Origin of the sequence: Paraburkholderia sp. GAS206C, assembly GCF_050435645.1 — a bacterium.
Lineage (GTDB): Bacteria > Pseudomonadota > Gammaproteobacteria > Burkholderiales > Burkholderiaceae > Paraburkholderia > Paraburkholderia phenazinium_B.
In genome coordinates, this window is record NZ_JBNDKR010000002.1 from 195,594 (window position 1) to 214,913 (window position 19,320).

Below are 19,320 nucleotides of genomic sequence, written 5' to 3' on the forward strand. Positions count from 1 at the left end.
TGATTTCGATACGGGGAGCAATTTGCCGGATGGTTGATTGGCCGTTTGGGTGGGGGGTGCCGACCGATCACTTCCGCCGGCTCTCCAGCTCCTCCCACCGCTCCATCGCCGCCAGCAGCTCATCGTCGATCGCCGCATAGCGCGCCGTCAGCCTCGTACCTTCCGCCGCATCCTTCGCGAAGATCGAACCGTCTTCGAGCTGCCCACCAATCGTCTTCTGCTCAGCCTCAAGTGCGGCGATCTGCGCCGGCAATGCCTCCAGCTCGCGCTGCTCCTTGAACGACAGCTTGGCGGCACGCTGCTGCGTGTTGCGGCTCGCGGGCGCCCCGCCGTCCTTCGAGGTCGCTTCCCTGGCGGTTTCCTTTTGCGCTTCCTGCGCCATCTGCTGCGAGCGGTCGCGCTGGATCTGCCAGTCGGTAAAGCCGCCGACATACTCGCGCCACTTGCCCGCCCCTTCCGAGGCGATCACCGAGGTCGCGACGTTATCCAGGAACGCGCGATCGTGGCTGACCAGCAGCACGGTGCCGTCGTATTCCGTGAGCAGTTCTTCGAGCAGTTCGAGGGTGGGAATATCGAGGTCGTTGGTCGGTTCGTCGAGCACCAGCACGTTGGCCGGCCGCGCGAACAGACGAGCCAGCAGCAGACGGTTACGCTCGCCGCCCGACAGCGATTTGACCGGCGAACGAGCGCGTTCCGGCGCGAACAGGAAGTCGCCGAGATAGCTCATCACGTGCTTTTTCTGGCCGTTGACTTCAACCCACTCGCTACCCGGACTGATGGTGTCCGAAAGACTCTTGTCCAGATCGAGTTGCGCGCGCATCTGGTCGAAATAGGCGACTTGCAGATTGGTGCCCACACGCACCGTGCCTTCGTCCGCCGGCAACTCGCCGAGGATCAGCTTCAGCAGCGTGGTTTTACCCGCGCCGTTCGGGCCGACGAAGCCGATCTTGTCGCCGCGCATGACTGTGGCCGTGAAATTGTCCACTACCGTGCGCGAACCATAGCGCTTGGTCACATCGGTCAGTTCGGCGACGATCTTGCCGGACCGCTCGCCCTGACCCACGTCCAGCTTGACGTTGCCCTGCACGTTACGGCGCTCCGCGCGATCCTTGCGCATCTGCTCGAGCCGGGCAATCCGGCCCACGCTACGCGTGCGGCGCGCTTCGACACCCTTGCGGATCCACACTTCTTCCTGCGCGAGCAGCTTGTCGAACTTGGCCGCTTCCACCTGCTCGATTTCAAGCTGCTGCGCCTTGCGCGTCTGGTAAGCGGTGAAATTGCCCGGATACGACAGCAGACGGCCGCGATCCAGTTCGACGATGCGCGTAGCGACCCGGTCGAGAAACGCGCGATCGTGGGTAATGAACAGCAGGCCGGCCCGCAGCGAAACCAGCAGTTCTTCGAGCCAGCGAATGCCTTCGAAGTCGAGGTGGTTGGTCGGTTCGTCCAGCAGCAGCACGTCCGGCTGCACAACCAGCGCCCGAGCCAGCGCCACGCGCTTTTGCATGCCGCCCGACAGCGAGCCGACCCGCGCCTCTCCGTTCAAACCGATCTGCTGCAGCGTGGTGGACACGCGCGTGCTCCAGTTCCAGGCGTCGGCATGGTCCAGCGCCGACTGCAGCGTGTTCATGCGCGACATGAGCGAGTCGTGCTCCTGGCCTTCGGGCTCGTCGGCGAGCTGGTTGGCGACCGCGTCGTATTCATCCAGCAGCGTGCGGGCATGAGTAAGACCGGCGGCGACCGCGTCGAACACCGTGTCGTCCGTATCGAACTCCGGCTCCTGCGGCACGTAGACCGAAGTCAGGCCCTGCTGGCGCGTGACGAGGCCGTCATCCGGCTTGCTCAGATCTGCGACGATCTTCAGCAACGACGACTTGCCCGCCCCGTTGCGACCGATCAGCCCGACGCGTTCGCCCGCTTCAAGAGAGAAATCCGCGTGATCGAGCAACGCGACGTGACCGAACGCCAGCTGCGCCCCGGTAATGGTGTAAAGCGACATGGAGATTTGGCAGAAGACAGCAATGAGCAGGAACCGCTCATTGTACCGGTCGCGCAGGCGGATGCCCGGATGCCGGAAGACATAGGCGTTCTTACAGCACCGCGGCGGCGGTTCAAATCAGCGCTTTGTCAAATTCCGGTAATATTGCGCGTCGCCGCGCGCCCCAAAAAGGGGCAGAGTGCGTGGATCGTTGCATTGAACTGAAGAAAGAGTGTGTCGTGAGCGAAGTTATTGTTGAGTACAAAAGCTGGGTCTGCCTGATTTGCGGCTGGATCTATAACGAGGAAGAAGGTCTGCCGGAGGACGGTATCGCCGCCGGCACGCGCTTCGCCGATATCCCCGAGGATTGGCGCTGCCCGCTGTGCGATGTGGGTAAGGCGGAGTTTGCGGTTGTGGAGTTTTGAGGTGGCCATATTGCTGTAGGTGCGCGGCTTGATCGCTGATGCGCCCGGCGATATGGACGGCCCGGCCGGGTTGGCGCCCGCCGGGCTGTTTTGTTTCGTGGGGCGATAGTTCGGAACGAATGCCGGCGCCATTCGCAGGCGCAGATGGCTTTGCTATACTCTGGCCCCTGCGGCGCAATTCATCCAGACGCGTGCCGGCGGGTCATCGATGCCTGACAACGCCCGCTATGCCGACGTTAGAATTGAACGCGTTCCGCGCTACGGCGGGTCAACTTAGGAACGTAGCGGTTTGGCGGAACAGATGCGCTCGCGGTGCCTCTCCCCGTAGTTCAATGGATAGAACAAGTGCCTCCTAAGCGCTAGATACAGGTTCGATTCCTGTCGGGGGGACCATCCTTACTCTCACCCACTCCCACCTAAAGCCGTTCGAGACCCTGTCGCGGCGCGTGGACCGAAAGCGGCCTCGGCATTTGATGCTGCCGCGAAAATGAACAGCCCCGCTCGGGGCGGGGCCTAGTGCGACCCTTTCCAGACATTCGAACGCTTGCGTCGCCGTAGGTTGGTTGGTCGACTTCAGTAGGGTTTAAATTATGCCTGTCTTTAGATCCCAAAAATGACCTCGACGCGGCGTGCTTTCGCCGTCACGGCCCCCCAATCTTTCACCCCCTTCGCCCACCCCAACCCGCGCCCTTACCCGTGCTATGTTCCGCCCCGACCCCAACCAGGTCGCGTTGGAACAGACAGGCAGAAAGGAGATGGAGCAGTTTTTCATGAGACGGGGCAGCGCCGTCACTTATTTACTGGCGCGTCGTCGCGCATGGTTCGCCGCGATCGCGGACACGTCCCGCGGCAACATCGAAATGGAATCGAGAGAGATCGAACAGATCGAGCGTCTGATACTCGACGTCCGCGCAGGCCGGGTCCGCGCCTTCGAGTTGACCCGGCCAAAACGCGTTGCGATTTTCGTCACAGACTAGCGACCAACCAGGTTCGCCTTAAGCCACTCCGCGATTTCACCCAAGGTCTGCACACTCTGCGGAAACCGGACAACCTGGCTCGGCGTCACCGGAAAGTTATGTCCCATATCGGGCGCATGCAGATGGGTCACCGCCACGCCCGCTGCCTTCAGCTTTTCCGCATACGCGATACCCTCATCCCGCAGCACATCGTATTGCGCTGTCGTCACCAGCGTCGGCGGCAGCGCCGGGACATCGCGCAATTGCAGCGGTGCCACGCTCGTATCATCCGCTGACACACCCGGCGCATACAGTTCCCAGAACCAGCGCATCGTGTTCGCCTCGAGCCCGTAGCCAGTCGCATTCTCCGGGTAGGACGGATGATTCGCACTCGGATGATCCGTGGCTGGATAAAGCAATAGCTGGGCACGCAGCGCATCGGCCCTCGACTCGCCGCAAAGCCGGTTGGCAGTCACCGCCGCCAGATTCGCCCCGGCGCTATCGCCACCCAAAGCCAGCCGCGACGCATCCCCGCCCCACTCGTGCGCATGCGCGGCCACCCAATCAAACGCCGCAAGGGTGTCCTCCAGCGCCGCCGGATAGGGATGCTCCGGAGCCAGTCGATACTCCACCGAGACGATGATCACGCCCGCCGCCTCGCTCAACAACCGGCAAAACGGATCGACCGTCGCCACTGCGCCGATGACCCAGCCGCCGCCATGCAAGTACACCATCACAGGTAGCGGTTGTGCCTCTCCTGACGGCAAATAGATGCGCGCATTTAAACCGCTGGCAATCTCCACGTCACGGGTCTCGACGCCGTTAGGCAAGCCGGCAATCGACACCCGGCTTTCCAGCGCACGCATCATGAGGGCGCGCGCCATACGCACCCGCTCTTCATTCGTCGCACCGACCGGTGGCGCGACCGCGGCCGCGGCCTGCTCGTCCAGCACGCGACGTACTGCTGCATCAAACGGCTTGCGCTCGTTCATAAAGGATTCCTGGGATGTTGGGCCACGCGGGCCTCGTTGGAGTCTCGGAAAAATACTGCAAATTCCGCCTGGCTGCCACGAACCACGCAACACCCGCAAAACGCCTCGACCAAAACAATCAGGCCCGCATCTCGTAGGAGATGCGGGCCTGATTCTTAACAGCTGGCGTCTAACCAGACGCTCGCCCTGCCTGCAACGGCGCAGGCAACGCTCGATTAGCGAGCGTTAGAGACCGGCGGCGAATACGGGCTAACGGTCGTGTCGGCACGGGTTCCTGCCTGCGTCGAGCCGCTGACATTCGAACCATAACCGGTCGTGTTGCCGTTTTGTGCGGCGACACGTGCTTCAGCAGCCTGGATGTCTTGCGGATAGTCGTTTTCGTCTGCAGTCGACGGGTTATAACCCGCCTTTTCCAACTGGACCAGTTGCGCACGAACTTCTGCGCGCGTCAGCGGCTGGTTCGTCTGGGCAAACGACACAACCGGGGCAGCGAGGACAGCAGCAACAGCGATAGCTTTGATGAGCGATTTCATGGTGATACCTCCGAAGATTGTTTTGTGCGGCGCTACAAACAATGTTGTTTGCAGCCGGTAACGACAGTCTAGAAGGGTCAACACCTAGGGTAAATACCTAAATCTCGAATTCACTGTTGTGACGAATAGCACAATCGGAGGAAGCCGCGCTCGAGTCATAGCGCATGAATTGATGCGATAAATCCACGCTGTTCGTCCGATTGACCGGCTTGCCGTGGCGGTAATCTTCAGTCCATGGATTCCCATGATCGATCGGATTCCTAGCTAATTCACGCAGGCAGACGAAAAGTACGCGCATTGCGATTCCTGGGATTCATCAGACGGATCGCACGTAGCAGATACCAGGCACACACGGCTCGACCACAGGATCTACGAGGAAAATATGAACCCGTTTATCGACGAAGGCATCGCCCACATCGCTCGCGTGATGAGGCCGGCGTTGTACGGAGAGCTCGGCGGCACATATTTGCCGTCCGCCTACTGGCGTCAGCGGCTCTATCAGATCCTGGACACTACGCACCTGTCGAACGCGCAGCTTCGCACCGTCGACGGCCTGCTGCTCGAACTCGACGAGTTCGATCTGTGCACCAAAGTCCCTGCGTCCCGACAAGCGCAAGTCGAACTTGCGTCATAGGGATGCAAGGCTAACCAAGGCTTCGTCACTGCAGCCACTTGCGCACATCCTGCTCCCATGCAGGCTGGCCGCATCCGGAAGGGTTCTCCGGCCCCAGCACGGTTATATAGCCGCGCGTTTTCATACACGCTTCGTACGCGCGCACTTTCACACAGCGGCCTCCCGCGGTACTTTGGGACACGGCCTTGCAAGCGGCGATGGAATGGTCCATCGGACCGAAATCCATATCGTCGGCGTTCGACAAGCCTGGGGAATCGGCACCGGTAGCCGAAAACTCAACCGGACCGCTTTGGGCGCATCCCACCAGCGACAACGCCGCCGCCAACGCGCTAACCAACAGAAGTGAGCTGCATGCTTTCATCGTCCCCTCTCCGATTGAGTCAACCGCGCTCATGATACGCCGGGCATTGAGACGGACGTAGGGAACCTGGCCGACCTTCCGCGCCACATGCCGGCCTGCTTTTTTTCGGCGATAATCGCGGCCATCCCAGCCCGTCAGCACCTATGAGCAAGCCAGCGAACCCGCAACGCCAGATCGACGCACTGCTCCAGCAGGCCGTGGCCCTGCAGCAAAACGCGGCGTACGCCGACGCGGAAGAGCTCTACCGCGAAATTCTCGCGCTGAGGCCCAAACACTTCGATGCCATCCAGTTGCTCGGCGCATTGACACTCCAGTCAGGCCGCATCGAAGAAGGGATCGAGCTGCTCAAGAAAGCGGTTGCGATCAACGGCATGCAGGCGCCAATCCACTCCAATCTCGCCTTTGCTTATAACGCGCTGCGCCGGTTCAAGGAAGGCCTTGCTAGCGCAAATCGGGCACTTGCACTGCAAGGCAATTTCGTCGATGCGCTGAACAATCGCGGCAACGCGTTGGCGGGGCTCGATGCGCCCGCCGAAGCGTTGACGAGCTTCGAGCGTGCGCTGAAATTGCGGCCGGAATTCGCGCAGGCATGGAGCAACCGAGCCTGCGTTCTGCGCGATCTCGGCCGTCCGGCGGACGCGTTGGCGAGTTGCGATCAGGCCATCGCACTGCAGCCCAATTACGCCGACGCGTGGAGCAACCGCGCGAATGCATTGAGCGATCTGAATCGCCCGCAGGATGCGCAACTGAGTTACCAGCGAGCGCTCGAATTCACGCCCGCGTTTGCCGACGCCTGGAACAATCTTGGCCTCACGCTCGTCGACCTGAATCAGCATGAGCAGGCACTGCAGAGTTACGAGCGCGCGCTGAGCCTGAACCCCGAGTTTGCCGAAGCGCACTGGAACAAATCGCTGTGCCTGTTGCAAATGGGACGGTTCGAAGAAGGTTGGCAACAGTACGAATGGCGCTGGAAGCGCAACCGGATCAAGGCGAGCCAACGCGCCTTCCAGCAACCGCTCTGGCTGGGCGATTTCCCGATCGATGGCAAAACCATCCTCCTGCATGCGGAACAGGGGCTAGGCGATACGCTGCAATTCTGTCGCTATGCGGCGCTGGTATCCGCGTTGGGCGCCAAGGTCGTGCTCGAAGTGCCCACTGAACTGATCCGCCTGCTCGCGAATCTGGACGGCGTGACGCAGTTGATCGAGCAAGGCCAACCGCTGCCGCCTTTCGATTGTCACTGTCCGTTGCTGAGTCTGCCGCTCGCGTTCAGGACGGACCTGGCGAATATGCCGCAGCAGGTGCCCTATCTGTTCGCCGAGGCGCAGGCATCGCAACGTTGGGCCGAACGACTCGGGCACGATGCGCACGCCAACCGCGAGCTAAAAGTGGGCCTCGTCTGGGCAGGCGGGCACCGTCCCCACGTAGCGGAACTCAGAAAGAACGACGCACGGCGCTCGATCACGCTCGAAGCGCTGCGGCCGATCCTCGATGTCCCGCATGTACGCTTCTACAGCTTGCAAAAAGGCCCTGCCGCGCAGCAGCCCGCGCAACTGCCGGAACTCGGTGAACGGATCACCGATTACACGGACGAACTCACGGACTTCGCCGACACCGCCGCCCTCGTTGCCAACCTGGACCTGGTCATCTCGGTCGATACGGCAGTGGCCCACCTTGCCGGCGCACTCGGCAAACCCGTCTGGATCCTGAATCGCTTCGACACCTGCTGGCGCTGGATGCTCGAGCGCCGGGACAGTCCGTGGTATCCGAGCGCCCAGCTATTTCGCCAGCCAGCGCTGGGCGATTGGGCAAGCACGATCCAGTCGGCACGCGCGGCTCTTGCGACACGCGCCGAGACCGGCGCGCCGTCGCACTAGTCGCACCTCAATTCCGCTTCGGAATCTCCAGCCCACGCGCCACTGCCGGTCGAGCGACAAACGCGTCGAGCACCCGCTTGACGCTGGGAAAATCCTCAATCCCCACCAGCTCCGCGGCCTCGTAGAAGCCGATCAGGTTACGCACCCACGGGAAAGTCGCGATATCGGCGATCGTGTACGCGTCGCCCATCAGCCACGCACGTCCGCTCAGCCGCGTCTCCAGCACGGCGAGCAGGCGCTTCGCTTCCGCCACATAGCGGTCGCGCGGACGCTTGTCCTCGTACTCCTTGCCGGCGAATTTATGGAAGAAACCCAGTTGACCGAACATCGGACCGATGCCGCCCATCTGGAACATCACCCATTGAATCGTCTCGTAACGGCCAGCGGCATCCTGCGGCATGAACTGGCCGGTCTTTTCGGCCAGGTAAATCAGGATCGCGCCGGACTCGAACAACGGCAGCGGCTTGCCGTCTGGACCGTTCGGATCGATGATGGCCGGAATCTTGTTGTTCGGATTGAGCGAGAGGAATTCCGGCGACATCTGATCGTTCGTGTCGAAGCGCACCAGATGCGGTTCATAGGCAAGGCCGGTCTCCTCGAGCATGATCGACACCTTGACGCCATTGGGCGTAGGCAGCGAATAGAGCTGCAAGCGCTCGGGATGCTGGGCCGGCCACCTGGCGGTGATGGGAAAAGCGGAAAGATCGGTCATAGAAACCTTGTCGATCTGGATGGACTGGAGCGGTGACGATGTTCTCTGTGCGGGACAAACCCGCCCAGAGAACGAGGCGTCCAATATAAACGCTCCAGCAAAACTTTTCCGGGTTCGCGCAACGCGGGGTTATCCAACGCCCATGGCAACGCACGGACCCGCGAAGACGAGGGAGTCCAGCCAATCGCCTATCGGCTGCAAGAGGGCCGTCCAGCGCAACTTAAGAAGTTATGCTAATTAACCAGCTCAGCACGTGCACGAAGACCGTTGCAGCGCGTCAGGGAAAAGAAAAGGCGCCGAAGCGCCTTTCCCGTCAAACCGGATCACCTGACTTACGGCGCATTCCGCTTGGCGTTGTCCTTGGCTTGTTCCTTGCCGTCGCCGTAGGCCTTGCGGATTTCGCCCGCGCCTTGCTGGAGATCGCCCTTCAGTTCCTGGGTCTTGTTGCCCGTGGCCTTGCCGACGGCTTCGTTGACCTTGCCCTTGACTTGCTCGCCCACACCCTTCACTTGGTCTTTGTTCATGTTCGACTCCATGCGATTGCAGTGCCGACGCGACATTGCGCCAGTACTTTCATCCCCGCAACGGCCGTGCCCGACTCTCATCCCCCTGCCATGCCACCCGAAAAAATTTTTACGCGCAGCCCTAAAGTCGCCATTTACCCTGCCGATAACGAGGCATGGACCCTATTCCGACCGCGCCGAACAACGCCTTGCTGGCGACGTTTATCGATCAGGACATTGCGCACATCCGTCGCGTGATGGAGCCCTCACTACTCGGCGATCTGGCCGGCCCGATCCTGCCGCCTGCCTACTGGCGCGGGCGTCTGAACAAGTTGCTCGATACCGGGCATCTGAGCCACGCGCAACTGTGCGCAGTCGACAGCCTTCTGTTGGTACTCACCCAGTTCGATCCCGCCGACAGCCTCCCCGCCTGGAAAACGCTGCCGCTCGGCGCGCACGAAAAACGCCCGGCGCAGGCACGGCGCGTTCGCTGACCGCCCCGCCCTCTGGACAGGTCGCGCCTTCCCTCGTTTCCCGCTTTTACCGGCAAACCAGCAGGTAAAAAAAAGCCGCGGACTCGGGGCCGCGGCTGAACACACGGTAACGCGGAGATCAGCGTCACTAGGGATAAGCCTAACAACCCTAAATCACGCCCGCAATAACACTACCTAACGCGGCACCTATACGGACAGCTTTCTTGTCTGACATGTCTGCAAGCTGGCTGCTTTAAGCGGTCCCCCAAGCACGTAACCGTACCTCCCGCCGTGCCAATACGGCGATCAATGCTCGCCGCGGCGATATTTTTGCCTCGGTGCCGAGCCACAACGCGCCGTTTCAGCCACTTTTGCTCACCCAACGCGGGGAAAAACAGGAAAAAGGGACAACTCCAGGTCATAATGTCCGCAAAAATCCCCAGCAAGGACCGCTAGTGACCCAGGCCCCACCGCTCGAGCTGCTACAACAGGCGCGCACACGCTTCACCCAACGAGAAATCGCCGCTCACGTTGGCAAGGACATCAAGACCGTGCGCCGCTGGGAAAAAGGTGAAACGCCCTGTCCGTCGATGCTCGAACCCGCGCTGCGCGATCTGCTGCAGGGCGGCGCGGCGGTCAAGCACGGTGCGGCTAACGGGACAGCCAATTTCCGCTTCATCGATCTGTTCGCCGGCATCGGCGGCATCCGCATGGGCTTCGAGGCGCAGGGCGGCGCGTGCGTCTTCACAAGCGAGTGGAACGATTTCTCGAAGAAGACCTACCTGGAAAACTACGGCGCGGATCACTCGTTTATCGGCGATATCGTGTCGTTTCCCGCCAGCGAGGTGCCGGCGCACGACGTCCTGCTCGGCGGCTTTCCCTGCCAGCCGTTCTCGATCGCGGGCGTCAGCAAGAAGAACGCGATGGGCCGGCCGCACGGCTTCGAGTGCTCCACTCAGGGGACGCTGTTCTTCGACGTCGCCCGCATCATCGCGGCCAAGCAGCCTGCAGCGTTTCTGCTGGAGAACGTGAAGAATCTGCTCTCCCACGACAAGGGCCGCACCTTCGAAGTCATCCTCCAGACCTTGCGCGACGAACTGGGCTATGAAGTGCACTACAAGGTCGTCGATGGCCAGCATTTCACGCCGCAACACCGCGAGCGCATCATCATCGTCGGCTTTCGCGGCAAGACCGCGTTCTCATGGGACGACCTGCGTCTGCCGAGCGTCGGCCCGCGGCTCGGCTCGATCCTGCACCGTACCGACGGCAGCGAACCGGTGCTGCCGTGGGACCACGACCGCTTCTTCGATCACGCGAAACAACGCGTGCAGCCGAAGTACACGCTCACGCCGAATCTGTGGACCTATCTGCAGAACTACGCGGAAAAGCATCGCGCGGCAGGCAACGGCTTCGGTTTCGGCATGGCCTACCCCGATAGCGTGACGCGCACCTTGTCGGCCCGTTATCACAAGGACGGCTCCGAAATCCTCGTCTCGCAAGGCAAGCGGCTGCGTCCGCGCCGCCTCACGCCGCGCGAATGTGCCCGGCTCATGGGATTTCCCGACACCTTCCGGATTCCCGTCAGCGACACCCAGGCCTACCGCCAGTTCGGCAATAGCGTCGTGATGCCGGTGATGCAGGAAGTCGCGCGCATCATGCTGCCGCACGTGCAGGCGCGCCTGCGCGCGAACTGATGGTCGACATCGTCGACGCTGCCACCCGCAGCCGGATGATGTCCGGCATTCGCGGACGCAATACCAAGCCGGAGTTGCTGATCCGCAGCCTGCTGCACCGGCGGGGCTTCCGTTTTCGGCTGGACGCGCGCGATCTGCCGGGGCGCCCCGACATCGTTCTGCCTCGCTACGGCGCTGTTATCTTCGTGCACGGCTGCTTCTGGCATGGCCACGATTGCCCGCTCTTCAAATGGCCACAGACGCGCCCGGACTTCTGGCGCGAAAAGATCGGCCGCAACCGCGCCAACGACGAGAAGTCGCGCGCCGCTCTGCTCGCGGCCGGCTGGCGCGTCGGCGTAGTGTGGGAATGCGCATTGCGTGGAGCCAATCGGGACCTCGACGGCGTGCTGCAACGACTGGTCGACTGGCTGCACAGCGACGTCTCCGAACTCGACGAGCGCGGCTGAGGCCCCGGCTCAGTTTGCCGGCTCATTGCAAACCCGCTGTAAATGAGCCGCCCCATAACCGCACATCATTCCCAGTGAAAGCCTGTCCGGAAGCCGGCGGGAGGCGGGCGTGACCCAGCCCGCCTCGACCAGGCAGACGAGCCGCCGGTGATACACTCGATTGGCTCACCCGGGTCTGTCCGCGAGTCTGCCAGCACAATGCGCAGTACGCGTTTTTCCGGCAACTCGCCCCATCTGGGAACCACCTGAAGGAGGCATATGATGGCTGATTTCCGTCTCTGGTCCGACGACTTTCCCACCAACGGCTTCATGCCGAAAGCGCAGGAATACCACGACAAGGCGTTCGGCGTGGATGGCGAGAACATCTCTCCGTCGTTGCAGTGGGAAGCACCGCCGGAAGACACGCAAAGCTTCGCCCTCACCGTCCACGATCCCGATGCGCCAACCGGCAGCGGTTTCTGGCACTGGGTCGTAGTCAATATCCCGGCTGATGTCCGCTCGCTGCCGCGCAACGCCGGCAAGGTCGACGGCAGCCTGCTGCCGCAAGGCGCGCTACAGGTTCGCAACGACTACGGCACAGTCGGCTTCGGCGGCGCAGCGCCGCCGCGCGGCGACAAGGCCCACCGCTACATTTTCCGCTTGCACGCGCTGAAGGTTGCGCACCTGCCGATCAATGCGGAGACGACCAATGCGGTCGCCCGTTTCATGACTCACCTGAACGAACTCGATTCGACGACGCATACCGGTCTGTACGAGCTGAAATAGTCACGCGCACAGTGGCGCTGCGGTGCGCTCCAGGGCCACTGCGGCGCCGCCACGAAAGCGCCAAGAAAACGCAGCGAGAACCGGGCAACGAGGCAGTGCGGCGCGACGCAGGATGCGCGCCGTGTGCTCCCATCCGAACTCGCACATAACTCCTGAGACGATGCACGCACACGCTTCCGGTAAAGACGGTTCCAGTCCCGCAGGCGCTCCCGCCGGCGCCCACTCCCTCCCGCCCGACCCCGAACTCGGTCTGCCTCTGCCGCAGCGCTATTGGGCAATCGTGGTCGTGGCGCTCGGCATTACCCTCGCCGTGCTCGACAGCGCTATCGCCAACGTGGCGCTACCCACCATCGCGCGCGATCTGCATGCGAGCGCCGCCGCATCGATCTGGGTCGTCAACGCGTATCAGCTTGCGATCACGATCTCGCTACTACCGCTGGCGTCGTTAGGTGACCGTATCGGCTACCGGCGCGTTTATCTGGGCGGACTGATCCTGTTCACCGTCGCCTCGCTCGGCTGCTCGTTGTCCACTTCGCTGGTGACGCTCGCCGCCGCGCGAGTGATTCAGGGGTTCGGCGCAGCGGGCATCATGAGCGTCAACACGGCCCTCGTACGCACCATCTATCCGCCTGCACAGCTCGGGCGCGGCGTCGCCATCAACGCGATGGTGGTGGCGGTCTCGTCCGCGGTCGGTCCGACGGTGGCCTCTGGGGTGCTCGCCATCGCGCCGTGGCCATGGCTCTTTGCCATCAATGTGCCGATCGGCCTCGCGGCCATCGCCACCGGCTTCAAGGCGCTGCCGGTCAACCCCGGCCACAAGGCGCCATACGATTATCTGAGTGCCGTGATGAACGCGTTCGCATTCGGCCTGCTGATCTTCGCAGTGGACGGACTCGGACACGGCGAAGCCAAGGGCTATATCGCGCTCGAAGCGATCGGCGCCGTGGTGATCGGCTATTTCCTCGTACACCGGCAGTTGACGCAGCCCGCGCCGCTACTGCCCGTGGATCTGCTGCGCATTCCGGTGTTTGCGCTATCGGTCGGCACCTCGGTTTGCTCGTTCGCGGCGCAAATGCTGGCGTTCCTTTCGTTGCCGTTCATGATGCAGGACAACCTCGGCTTGTCGCAGGTTCAGACTGGCTTGCTGATGACGCCCTGGCCACTCGTCATCATCGTCGCCGCGCCGCTTTCGGGTGTGCTGTCGGATCGTATGTCGGCGGGCTTGCTGGGCGGAATCGGACTCGTTGCCATGACGGTGGGTCTGCTGCTGCTCGCCACGCTCGGCACACATCCGGATAGTCTGCAGATCGCCTGGCGCATGGCGGTATGCGGCGCGGGCTTCGGCATCTTCCAGTCACCGAACAATCGCACCATGCTGGCATCGGCGCCGCGCGCGCGCAGCGGTGGCGCGAGCGGCATGCTGGGCACTGCGCGACTGACCGGACAGACGCTCGGTGCCGCGCTGGTGGCGGTGATCTTCGGCACCGTGCCGCAGCACGGGCCGACCGTCGCGCTGTATGTGGCAGCGGGTTTTGCGGCGGTAGCGTCAGTGGTGAGCACGTTGCGCGTGATGCAGCGGACAACTTCGGCCGCTGTATAGGCTCGCGTTTTCGCAGACGAGGACGTGGATTTGGATATGAGTAGCCAGTGCCGCACAACAGCTTCATGAATCCGCAACACGCATAACGCGAACCTCGAAGGCTCGCATTACCCTTCAGCACGTCCACCACGCACAAGCAAAAACGGCGGCCTGGTGGCCGCCGTTTGCATGCTTTCGTAGAATTGAGTGGACCGCAGGCAGCGCGACCGAACCTCAACTCACCGCCTGATCGATTCGACGTGACAGCGAGCAACTGAGACCCGCCGACACCTGAGCTCATCATCACGACTGAGCGCCACATTGAGCGCTCAGTCGCTTCAACGCTTCAGGTTGCTGCCACGTCCGCGAGCTTTACCGCTTTGGCCGTCACCGAGGACGCCGTCGCCACATTGCGCAGGTCCGCAAGGAACGTATCGCGCCACACCGACAGATTGTTTTCGCGCAGCGGCGCCATCATGTCCGCATGACGGGCCTGGCGTTCAGCGAGCGGCATCGACAGCGCACGCTCGAGTGCTTCGGCCATCTGCGACAGGTCGAACGGGTTCACCACCAGTGCACCCGGCAACTGCTCAGCTGCGCCGGCAAACTGCGACAGCACCAGCACGCCCGGATCCGCGGGATCCTGAGATGCCACGTACTCCTTCGCAACCAGATTCATCCCGTCGCGCAGCGGCGTCACATAACCCACTTGCGACTGCCTGAACAAGGCCATCAGCAGATTGCGTTCATACTTGCGGTTCAGATATTGAATCGGCGTCCAGTCGAGCTGCGCAAAGCGGCCGTTGATACGCCCCGCTTCACCCTCAAGCGTCTGACGAATGCGCTGATATGTTTGCACGTCCGAGCGCGTCGGCGGTGCAATCTGCACCAACGAGACGCGGCCGTGCCAACCGGGCGCCGTGAGAAGCAACCGCTCGAAGGCCTGGAAGCGCTCGACCAGCCCCTTCGAATAATCGAGGCGGTCCACGCTCATGATCAGCTTGCGGCCGCGCATGCCATCGCGCAGGCTGCGCACCGGTTTGCGGTCGGTGAACTGCTCCGCGGCTTTGGCGATTGCATCGGGATAGATCCCGATCGGATAGGCCGCGACTTTGAGGAAACGGTTATAGGCGTGCACCATGCCGTCGTCGCTCGACGTGCCGTGCTGCCCTCGCTCGATATAGTCGACAAACGACTGCCGGTCCGCTTCAGTCTGGAAGCCGACCACGTCGTAGCTGCACATGGCCTTCACGAGTTCCTCGTGCGGCGGCACGCTACGCAACACTTCCGGCACCGGAAACGGAATATGCAGGAAGAAGCCAATTGGGTTTTTCACGCCGAGTTCGCGCAGGCACTTCGCAAACGGCAGCAAGTGGTAATCATGGACCCAGATGATGTCATCGGGCTTGACCATCTCCTTCAGCTGCTTGGCGAGCGTCTGGTTTACGCGCAGGTAACCGGCGTACTCCTGACGATCGAAGCGCGACAAGTCGTTGCGGTAGTGGAAAGTCGGCCATAGCGTCGCATTCGAAAAGCCGCGGTAGTACTGATCGTAGTCGCGCTTGGTGAGACCCACCGTCGCGTAAGTCACGTTGCCCTGCTTTTCGATTACCGGCGCCGATGGCTCTGCCACCGTTTCGCCGCTCCAGCCGAACCATACGCCGCCTGTTTCCTTGAGGGCGTCCAGTACACCGATTGCAAGACCACCTGCTGCGGGGCGGCCTTCCTGCGTCGGCGCGACACGATTCGATACCACAATCAATCTGCTCATTGGTGCTCCACCTCATTCAGTTGTTCGTTGCATGCGGGGATGTGCCGTCGTGGTGCATGCAAGTCGCGTGCCGTATCTCTAAATTCGCGGAATAAAAATGTATGCAAATGTGACAGGCAAGCAGAAACCTGCCGTCCGCCGGCATCGCGCGAAAATTTTTTGCTTCGTATGAGGAAACGACGAAATCAGTCAGGCGTCCTGCTCGGAACCGAGGTCACGCTGGTATTCGATGCCTTCCGGGCGTACCCCACCCTGGTTGTGTTCGCCATCCGGTGGCGCGTCGGGCGCAATGCGGTTCTGCCCCGCTGGATCGGGTCCTGGCGAGTCCGCTCCTGCAGACGGGCCGCCCGATGGCGATGCCCCTGCTCCGCCGCCGGGGCGCGAATCGCGCTTCGAATGGCGCGCGGAGCGCCGCAATGCCGGGTGTCTCATGATCGATGCCTCCTGGGGAAGCCCGCCGCCCTCGTTGACGGCATCAACATAGTCTAGGGCTCACGACAGTAATTTGCCGGTAAAACCGTCGCCGGCTTTGTAACAAGTACATCAACGAATGAAACGCGCTGATGGCGGCCACAAAATGATAAAGAGCGAAGTGGCCGGCGCCTCGAAAGTCGCGTCAGAGCGCCAACTACGAGAGCGCACCGCGCGAAATATGCGGCGTCTCATTCGGCTGCGGAGGCGGATCGCCGATAGGCGGTGCAGTGGGTTCGACCGGTTCGCGGGTCGGGTCCGGCACCGTATCGGGCTCGTGAGGGTTGGGCGGGTCAGTCGGCTCGGGGCGATGCGCCTCGAGCACAGTAGCGTGGGTAGGCGACGGCATAGAAGTCCCTTGTGTGCGTTTGGGACAATCGCAGCAAGGCCTATGCCGGGGCGCAAGCGCCCCGGTGCAACAACCTCAGGCGTCGGCACCGCCCAGGGCGCGCGATTCGTCTGAAGCGTCCCCGTCCTCGCGGCTGGCATCATTGCCGTACTCGACCAGACGGTTGTACAGCGTCTTCAGACTGATGCCGAGAATTTCCGCTGCGCGGGTTTTCACGCCACCGCACTGCTCAAGGGTAGCGAGAATCAGCTGACGGTCCGCTTCGGCAAGCGAGGTACCGAATGGAATCGTGATCGCCGTGCCGGCGGCCGGTTTGGACAGCGTGATCTGCAACGGCACCGTCGCCGTGTTATCGGAATCCGTGCCCGACATGATGTGCGCGCGCTGCACGTAGTTCTTCAGCTCGCGCACGTTGCCAGGCCATGGATAGGACATCAGCATTTCCTTGACCGCCGGCGGGAAATGCTTTCGCGTGCCGTGACGCTCGTTGAGATCGTCGAGGAACGCCTGCGCCAGCAAATCGACGTCCTTGCCGCGTTCGCGCAGCGGCGGCAGGCTGATCGGAAACACGTTCAGGCGGTGATACAGATCCAGACGCAGCTTGCCTTCGAGCACTGCCTGCTCCGGATCGCGATTGGTCGCCGCAATCAGCCGCACGTCGGTTTCGATTTCCTTCGTGGTGCCGACCCGCATGAACATGCCGGTTTCGAGCACCCGCAGCAGCTTCACCTGCAGTTCGATCGGCATTTCGGTGATTTCGTCGAGGAAAAGCGTGCCGCCGTTGGCCCTTTCGAAATAGCCTTTGTGCTGCCGATCTGCGCCCGTGAACGAACCCCGTTCATGGCCGAACATTTCCGATTCGATCAGGTTCGGCGAAATGGCGCCGCAGTTCACCGCGAGAAACGCGTGCTTACGGCGCAAGCTCAACTGGTGCAAGGTCTGCGCGGCCACTTCCTTGCCGGTGCCGGACTCGCCTACCAGCATCACCGATGCTGCAGTAGGCGCGACGCGGCCAATCTGGTCGTAGACCTCCTGCATGGCCGGCGAATTGCCGAGCATCAACCCAAAGCGGCCCATACGGCGCAACTCGCCGCGCAACGTACCGATTTCCGCCTTGAGATCGCCGGGGCGCGGCAGGCGCGACAGAATTGCCTTCACGCGCTGCATGTTGATCGGCTTCACCAGATAATCGGTCGCGCCCATCTTGAGGGCGTTGACGGCCGATTCGACCGTGGCATGGCCGGTAATCACAATAACTTCGACGCCGGAGCGCGGGTCGAGGTCTTCGAACAGGTCAACTCCGCTGCCGTCCGGCAGCTTCAGGTCGGTAAACACGACATCCGGCATCTGCCGGACCAGCTGGATACGCGCTTCGCGCAGATCGCCTGCAGTGGCAGTGGTGAGGCCGTCTTCGCCAATGATGGCAGCGAGCGCCTCGCGGGTACCGGCATCGTCATCAACAATCAATACGTGTGGCATCGCGTCTCGAAAGCCCGAAGGGGTCTGGTTGTGGATGGCATGCGTGAAGGCATGGAAAAACGGCTGGGCGCTGGTACGTCCCCGCAAACAGAAGGCGGCGACGTGAGGACCCACTAACTTTCGGGGCGCCTCCTCGAGCTCCAGCAAAAAACCGCACCTGGCACAAATTCGCAACAATATACGTGTTACGCGGCGCCGAGTGGTCCTATTGTTGTATGAATCCCCATTATAAAACTTTATTGCGGCGAATTGTCAGGTTTGCCTTACACCCAACTGCGGCCCTTTTGACAACAACCGAGACAACTCGCGCGGGGCGTATGCGGCTCAGCTGTGCGGAAACGGCCATGCTTCACCCAGTCCGTTTGGATGGCTCGTGCCGTTTGTATCGGTGGCGGGGGCCGCGCCGGCCGGACTCGCTGTCGCCGGAGCAGTTTGAGCAACGTTGACAACCGCCCCGCCCTCGTCCTCCCAGCGACTCAGATCCCGGTTCAGATGCGCCTGCGAGGCGCGGTGCTTTTGCGCCCAGCGCCACGCCAGCAAACCGCCTACAGCCACCAATGCGCCGAAAATGCCGATCCTGGGCCGTGCCATGTTCAACCTCCATACGTAAGCCGGTAATCAATGGAATCATTCAGTGCCGTTGCCTCGCCCGACCAAGCCCTTTAAGGTTGTCCTGACACATAGCGGGGCAGGCAGACCGTCCGCTGCGCCGTCTAGCGTGTTGCCAGCACGCCGAGCAGAAATCCCACACTGGCAGAAATTCCGAGGGCGCGCCAAGGGTTGTGCCGCACATAACGCTCGGCATTCACCGTGGCGACCCGGTAGCGCCGCTGCGCCGCGCCTTGCGCATCGCCGATCGCCGCTTGCAGGGTCTCGACGTGCGCCCCGAGGCGCTCGCGCAATGCCTCGACACCTTCACCCGGCACGTTGGCGGCGAGTCGCAGTATTTCCTCCGAGTCGGTCAGCAGCACCCGCAAGTCGTCAACGATCTTCTGCCGCCCGAGTTCAAGCTGTTGTGTCGTGTGAGTCATGAGTCGCTCCTATCTCTATGTCGGCGCGCGTTTGGCGTCGCAAACCAGCCGGAAACGCGCCGCACGTCCCAAAAGTGATAGGGTTGCAAACGGCATACCCGATAATCTAGTCGATCGATAGCAGCGTACCGAGTTCCGCATCGGCAATCGCGACAATCGTGCCGATTCGATATCCGGTCGGCGGTCAATATTGCCGGCTGACTGTGCGCACCGATCGGCATTCAGACAGACCGCCACCAATGCACCGTCGTAAGCGCGCCGTCGCAAAACAGACACTTCACGCGCCGAGCA

Annotated in this window: 21 protein-coding genes and 1 tRNA gene; 10 read left to right on the forward strand and 12 right to left on the reverse strand. The window is 62.1% G+C overall.

Annotated elements, in window-relative coordinates:
- Positions 1-67 precede the first annotated feature (67 nt).
- Positions 68-1,999, reverse strand: coding sequence for an ATP-binding cassette domain-containing protein (locus tag P3T20_RS05250; RefSeq protein ID WP_074265425.1), 1,932 nt, complete (start codon positions 1,997-1,999; stop codon positions 68-70).
- A 218-nt stretch (positions 2,000-2,217) separates the two neighbouring features.
- On the opposite strand from P3T20_RS05250, the gene P3T20_RS05255 reads away from it, so the two are divergent.
- The 3 genes from P3T20_RS05255 to P3T20_RS05265 all read left to right on the forward strand — a co-directional run bounded on the left by P3T20_RS05255 (position 2,218) and on the right by P3T20_RS05265 (position 3,380).
- The gene (locus P3T20_RS05255; protein WP_074266166.1) at positions 2,218-2,403 is read left to right on the forward strand and encodes a rubredoxin; all 186 of its coding nucleotides are present in this window, start codon (positions 2,218-2,220) and stop codon (positions 2,401-2,403) included.
- 318 nt (positions 2,404-2,721) lie between these two features.
- Positions 2,722-2,796, forward strand: a tRNA-Arg gene (locus P3T20_RS05260).
- Between the two features lie 308 nt (positions 2,797-3,104).
- On the forward strand, positions 3,105-3,380 hold the full coding sequence (locus P3T20_RS05265; protein WP_429286275.1) for a hypothetical protein: 276 nt from the start codon (positions 3,105-3,107) through the stop codon (positions 3,378-3,380).
- Here P3T20_RS05265 and P3T20_RS05270 read toward each other — a convergent pair.
- Both P3T20_RS05270 and P3T20_RS05275 read right to left on the reverse strand, forming a co-directional pair.
- On the reverse strand, positions 3,377-4,351 hold the full coding sequence (locus tag P3T20_RS05270; protein ID WP_429286276.1) for an alpha/beta hydrolase: 975 nt from the start codon (positions 4,349-4,351) through the stop codon (positions 3,377-3,379). The genes P3T20_RS05265 and P3T20_RS05270 overlap by 4 nt on opposite strands.
- 215 nt (positions 4,352-4,566) lie before the next feature.
- On the reverse strand, positions 4,567-4,884 hold the full coding sequence (locus P3T20_RS05275) for a DUF4148 domain-containing protein (protein WP_074265437.1): 318 nt from the start codon (positions 4,882-4,884) through the stop codon (positions 4,567-4,569).
- A gap of 382 nt (positions 4,885-5,266) precedes the next feature.
- Between P3T20_RS05275 and P3T20_RS05280 the strand changes: the two genes are divergently transcribed.
- Complete coding sequence (locus tag P3T20_RS05280; protein ID WP_074265439.1) at positions 5,267-5,518, forward strand: hypothetical protein; 252 nt, start codon at positions 5,267-5,269, stop codon at positions 5,516-5,518.
- A gap of 25 nt (positions 5,519-5,543) precedes the next feature.
- On the opposite strand, the gene P3T20_RS05285 is transcribed toward P3T20_RS05280, so the two are convergent.
- Positions 5,544-5,879, reverse strand: coding sequence for a hypothetical protein (locus tag P3T20_RS05285; protein ID WP_074265440.1), 336 nt, complete (start codon positions 5,877-5,879; stop codon positions 5,544-5,546).
- Positions 5,880-6,022: 143 nt separating this feature from the next.
- Between P3T20_RS05285 and P3T20_RS05290 the strand changes: the two genes are divergently transcribed.
- Entirely contained in the window at positions 6,023-7,756 is a 1,734-nt protein-coding gene (locus P3T20_RS05290) for a tetratricopeptide repeat protein (RefSeq protein ID WP_429286277.1), read from the forward strand.
- A 7-nt stretch (positions 7,757-7,763) separates the two neighbouring features.
- On the opposite strand, the gene P3T20_RS05295 is transcribed toward P3T20_RS05290, so the two are convergent.
- Together P3T20_RS05295 and P3T20_RS05300 are read right to left on the reverse strand one after the other, a co-directional pair.
- Positions 7,764-8,468 carry a glutathione binding-like protein gene (locus tag P3T20_RS05295; protein ID WP_429286278.1) on the reverse strand — a complete coding sequence of 235 codons (705 nt, stop codon included), beginning with the start codon at positions 8,466-8,468 and terminating at the stop codon, positions 7,764-7,766.
- Positions 8,469-8,800: 332 nt separating this feature from the next.
- Positions 8,801-8,992 carry a CsbD family protein gene (locus P3T20_RS05300; protein WP_074265443.1) on the reverse strand — a complete coding sequence of 64 codons (192 nt, stop codon included), beginning with the start codon at positions 8,990-8,992 and terminating at the stop codon, positions 8,801-8,803.
- A 155-nt stretch (positions 8,993-9,147) separates the two neighbouring features.
- Here P3T20_RS05300 and P3T20_RS05305 point away from each other — a divergent pair, with 155 nt between their 5' ends.
- From P3T20_RS05305 to P3T20_RS05325, 5 genes are all read left to right on the forward strand, one after another.
- Positions 9,148-9,465 carry a hypothetical protein gene (locus P3T20_RS05305; protein ID WP_429286279.1) on the forward strand — a complete coding sequence of 106 codons (318 nt, stop codon included), beginning with the start codon at positions 9,148-9,150 and terminating at the stop codon, positions 9,463-9,465.
- Positions 9,466-9,899: 434 nt separating this feature from the next.
- Positions 9,900-11,138, forward strand: coding sequence for a DNA (cytosine-5-)-methyltransferase (gene dcm / locus P3T20_RS05310; protein WP_429286280.1), 1,239 nt, complete (start codon positions 9,900-9,902; stop codon positions 11,136-11,138).
- The gene (locus P3T20_RS05315) at positions 11,138-11,584 is read left to right on the forward strand and encodes a very short patch repair endonuclease (RefSeq protein ID WP_429286281.1); all 447 of its coding nucleotides are present in this window, start codon (positions 11,138-11,140) and stop codon (positions 11,582-11,584) included. The genes dcm and P3T20_RS05315 overlap by 1 nt, the downstream gene beginning before the upstream one ends.
- A gap of 261 nt (positions 11,585-11,845) precedes the next feature.
- Positions 11,846-12,349, forward strand: coding sequence for a YbhB/YbcL family Raf kinase inhibitor-like protein (locus P3T20_RS05320; protein ID WP_074265447.1), 504 nt, complete (start codon positions 11,846-11,848; stop codon positions 12,347-12,349).
- 160 nt (positions 12,350-12,509) lie between these two features.
- A complete protein-coding gene (locus P3T20_RS05325; protein WP_429286282.1) occupies positions 12,510-13,949 on the forward strand; it encodes an MFS transporter in 1,440 nt (479 codons plus the stop codon).
- 325 nt (positions 13,950-14,274) lie between these two features.
- On the opposite strand, the gene otsA is transcribed toward P3T20_RS05325, so the two are convergent.
- The 6 genes from otsA to P3T20_RS05355 all read right to left on the reverse strand — a co-directional run bounded on the left by otsA (position 14,275) and on the right by P3T20_RS05355 (position 19,029).
- Positions 14,275-15,699: an alpha,alpha-trehalose-phosphate synthase (UDP-forming) gene (otsA, locus tag P3T20_RS05330; protein WP_074265449.1), complete on the reverse strand. Its 1,425-nt coding sequence runs from the start codon at positions 15,697-15,699 to the stop codon at positions 14,275-14,277.
- Positions 15,700-15,888: 189 nt separating this feature from the next.
- A complete protein-coding gene (locus tag P3T20_RS05335) occupies positions 15,889-16,131 on the reverse strand; it encodes a hypothetical protein (RefSeq protein WP_429286283.1) in 243 nt (80 codons plus the stop codon).
- Positions 16,132-16,327: 196 nt separating this feature from the next.
- Positions 16,328-16,519: a hypothetical protein gene (locus P3T20_RS05340; protein ID WP_429286284.1), complete on the reverse strand. Its 192-nt coding sequence runs from the start codon at positions 16,517-16,519 to the stop codon at positions 16,328-16,330.
- 75 nt (positions 16,520-16,594) lie between these two features.
- On the reverse strand, positions 16,595-17,998 hold the full coding sequence (locus P3T20_RS05345) for a sigma-54-dependent transcriptional regulator (protein WP_074265452.1): 1,404 nt from the start codon (positions 17,996-17,998) through the stop codon (positions 16,595-16,597).
- 324 nt (positions 17,999-18,322) lie between these two features.
- The gene (locus tag P3T20_RS05350) at positions 18,323-18,589 is read right to left on the reverse strand and encodes a hypothetical protein (protein WP_429286285.1); all 267 of its coding nucleotides are present in this window, start codon (positions 18,587-18,589) and stop codon (positions 18,323-18,325) included.
- A 122-nt stretch (positions 18,590-18,711) separates the two neighbouring features.
- On the reverse strand, positions 18,712-19,029 hold the full coding sequence (locus tag P3T20_RS05355; protein ID WP_074265454.1) for a DUF883 family protein: 318 nt from the start codon (positions 19,027-19,029) through the stop codon (positions 18,712-18,714).
- Positions 19,030-19,320: the final 291 nt, after the last annotated feature.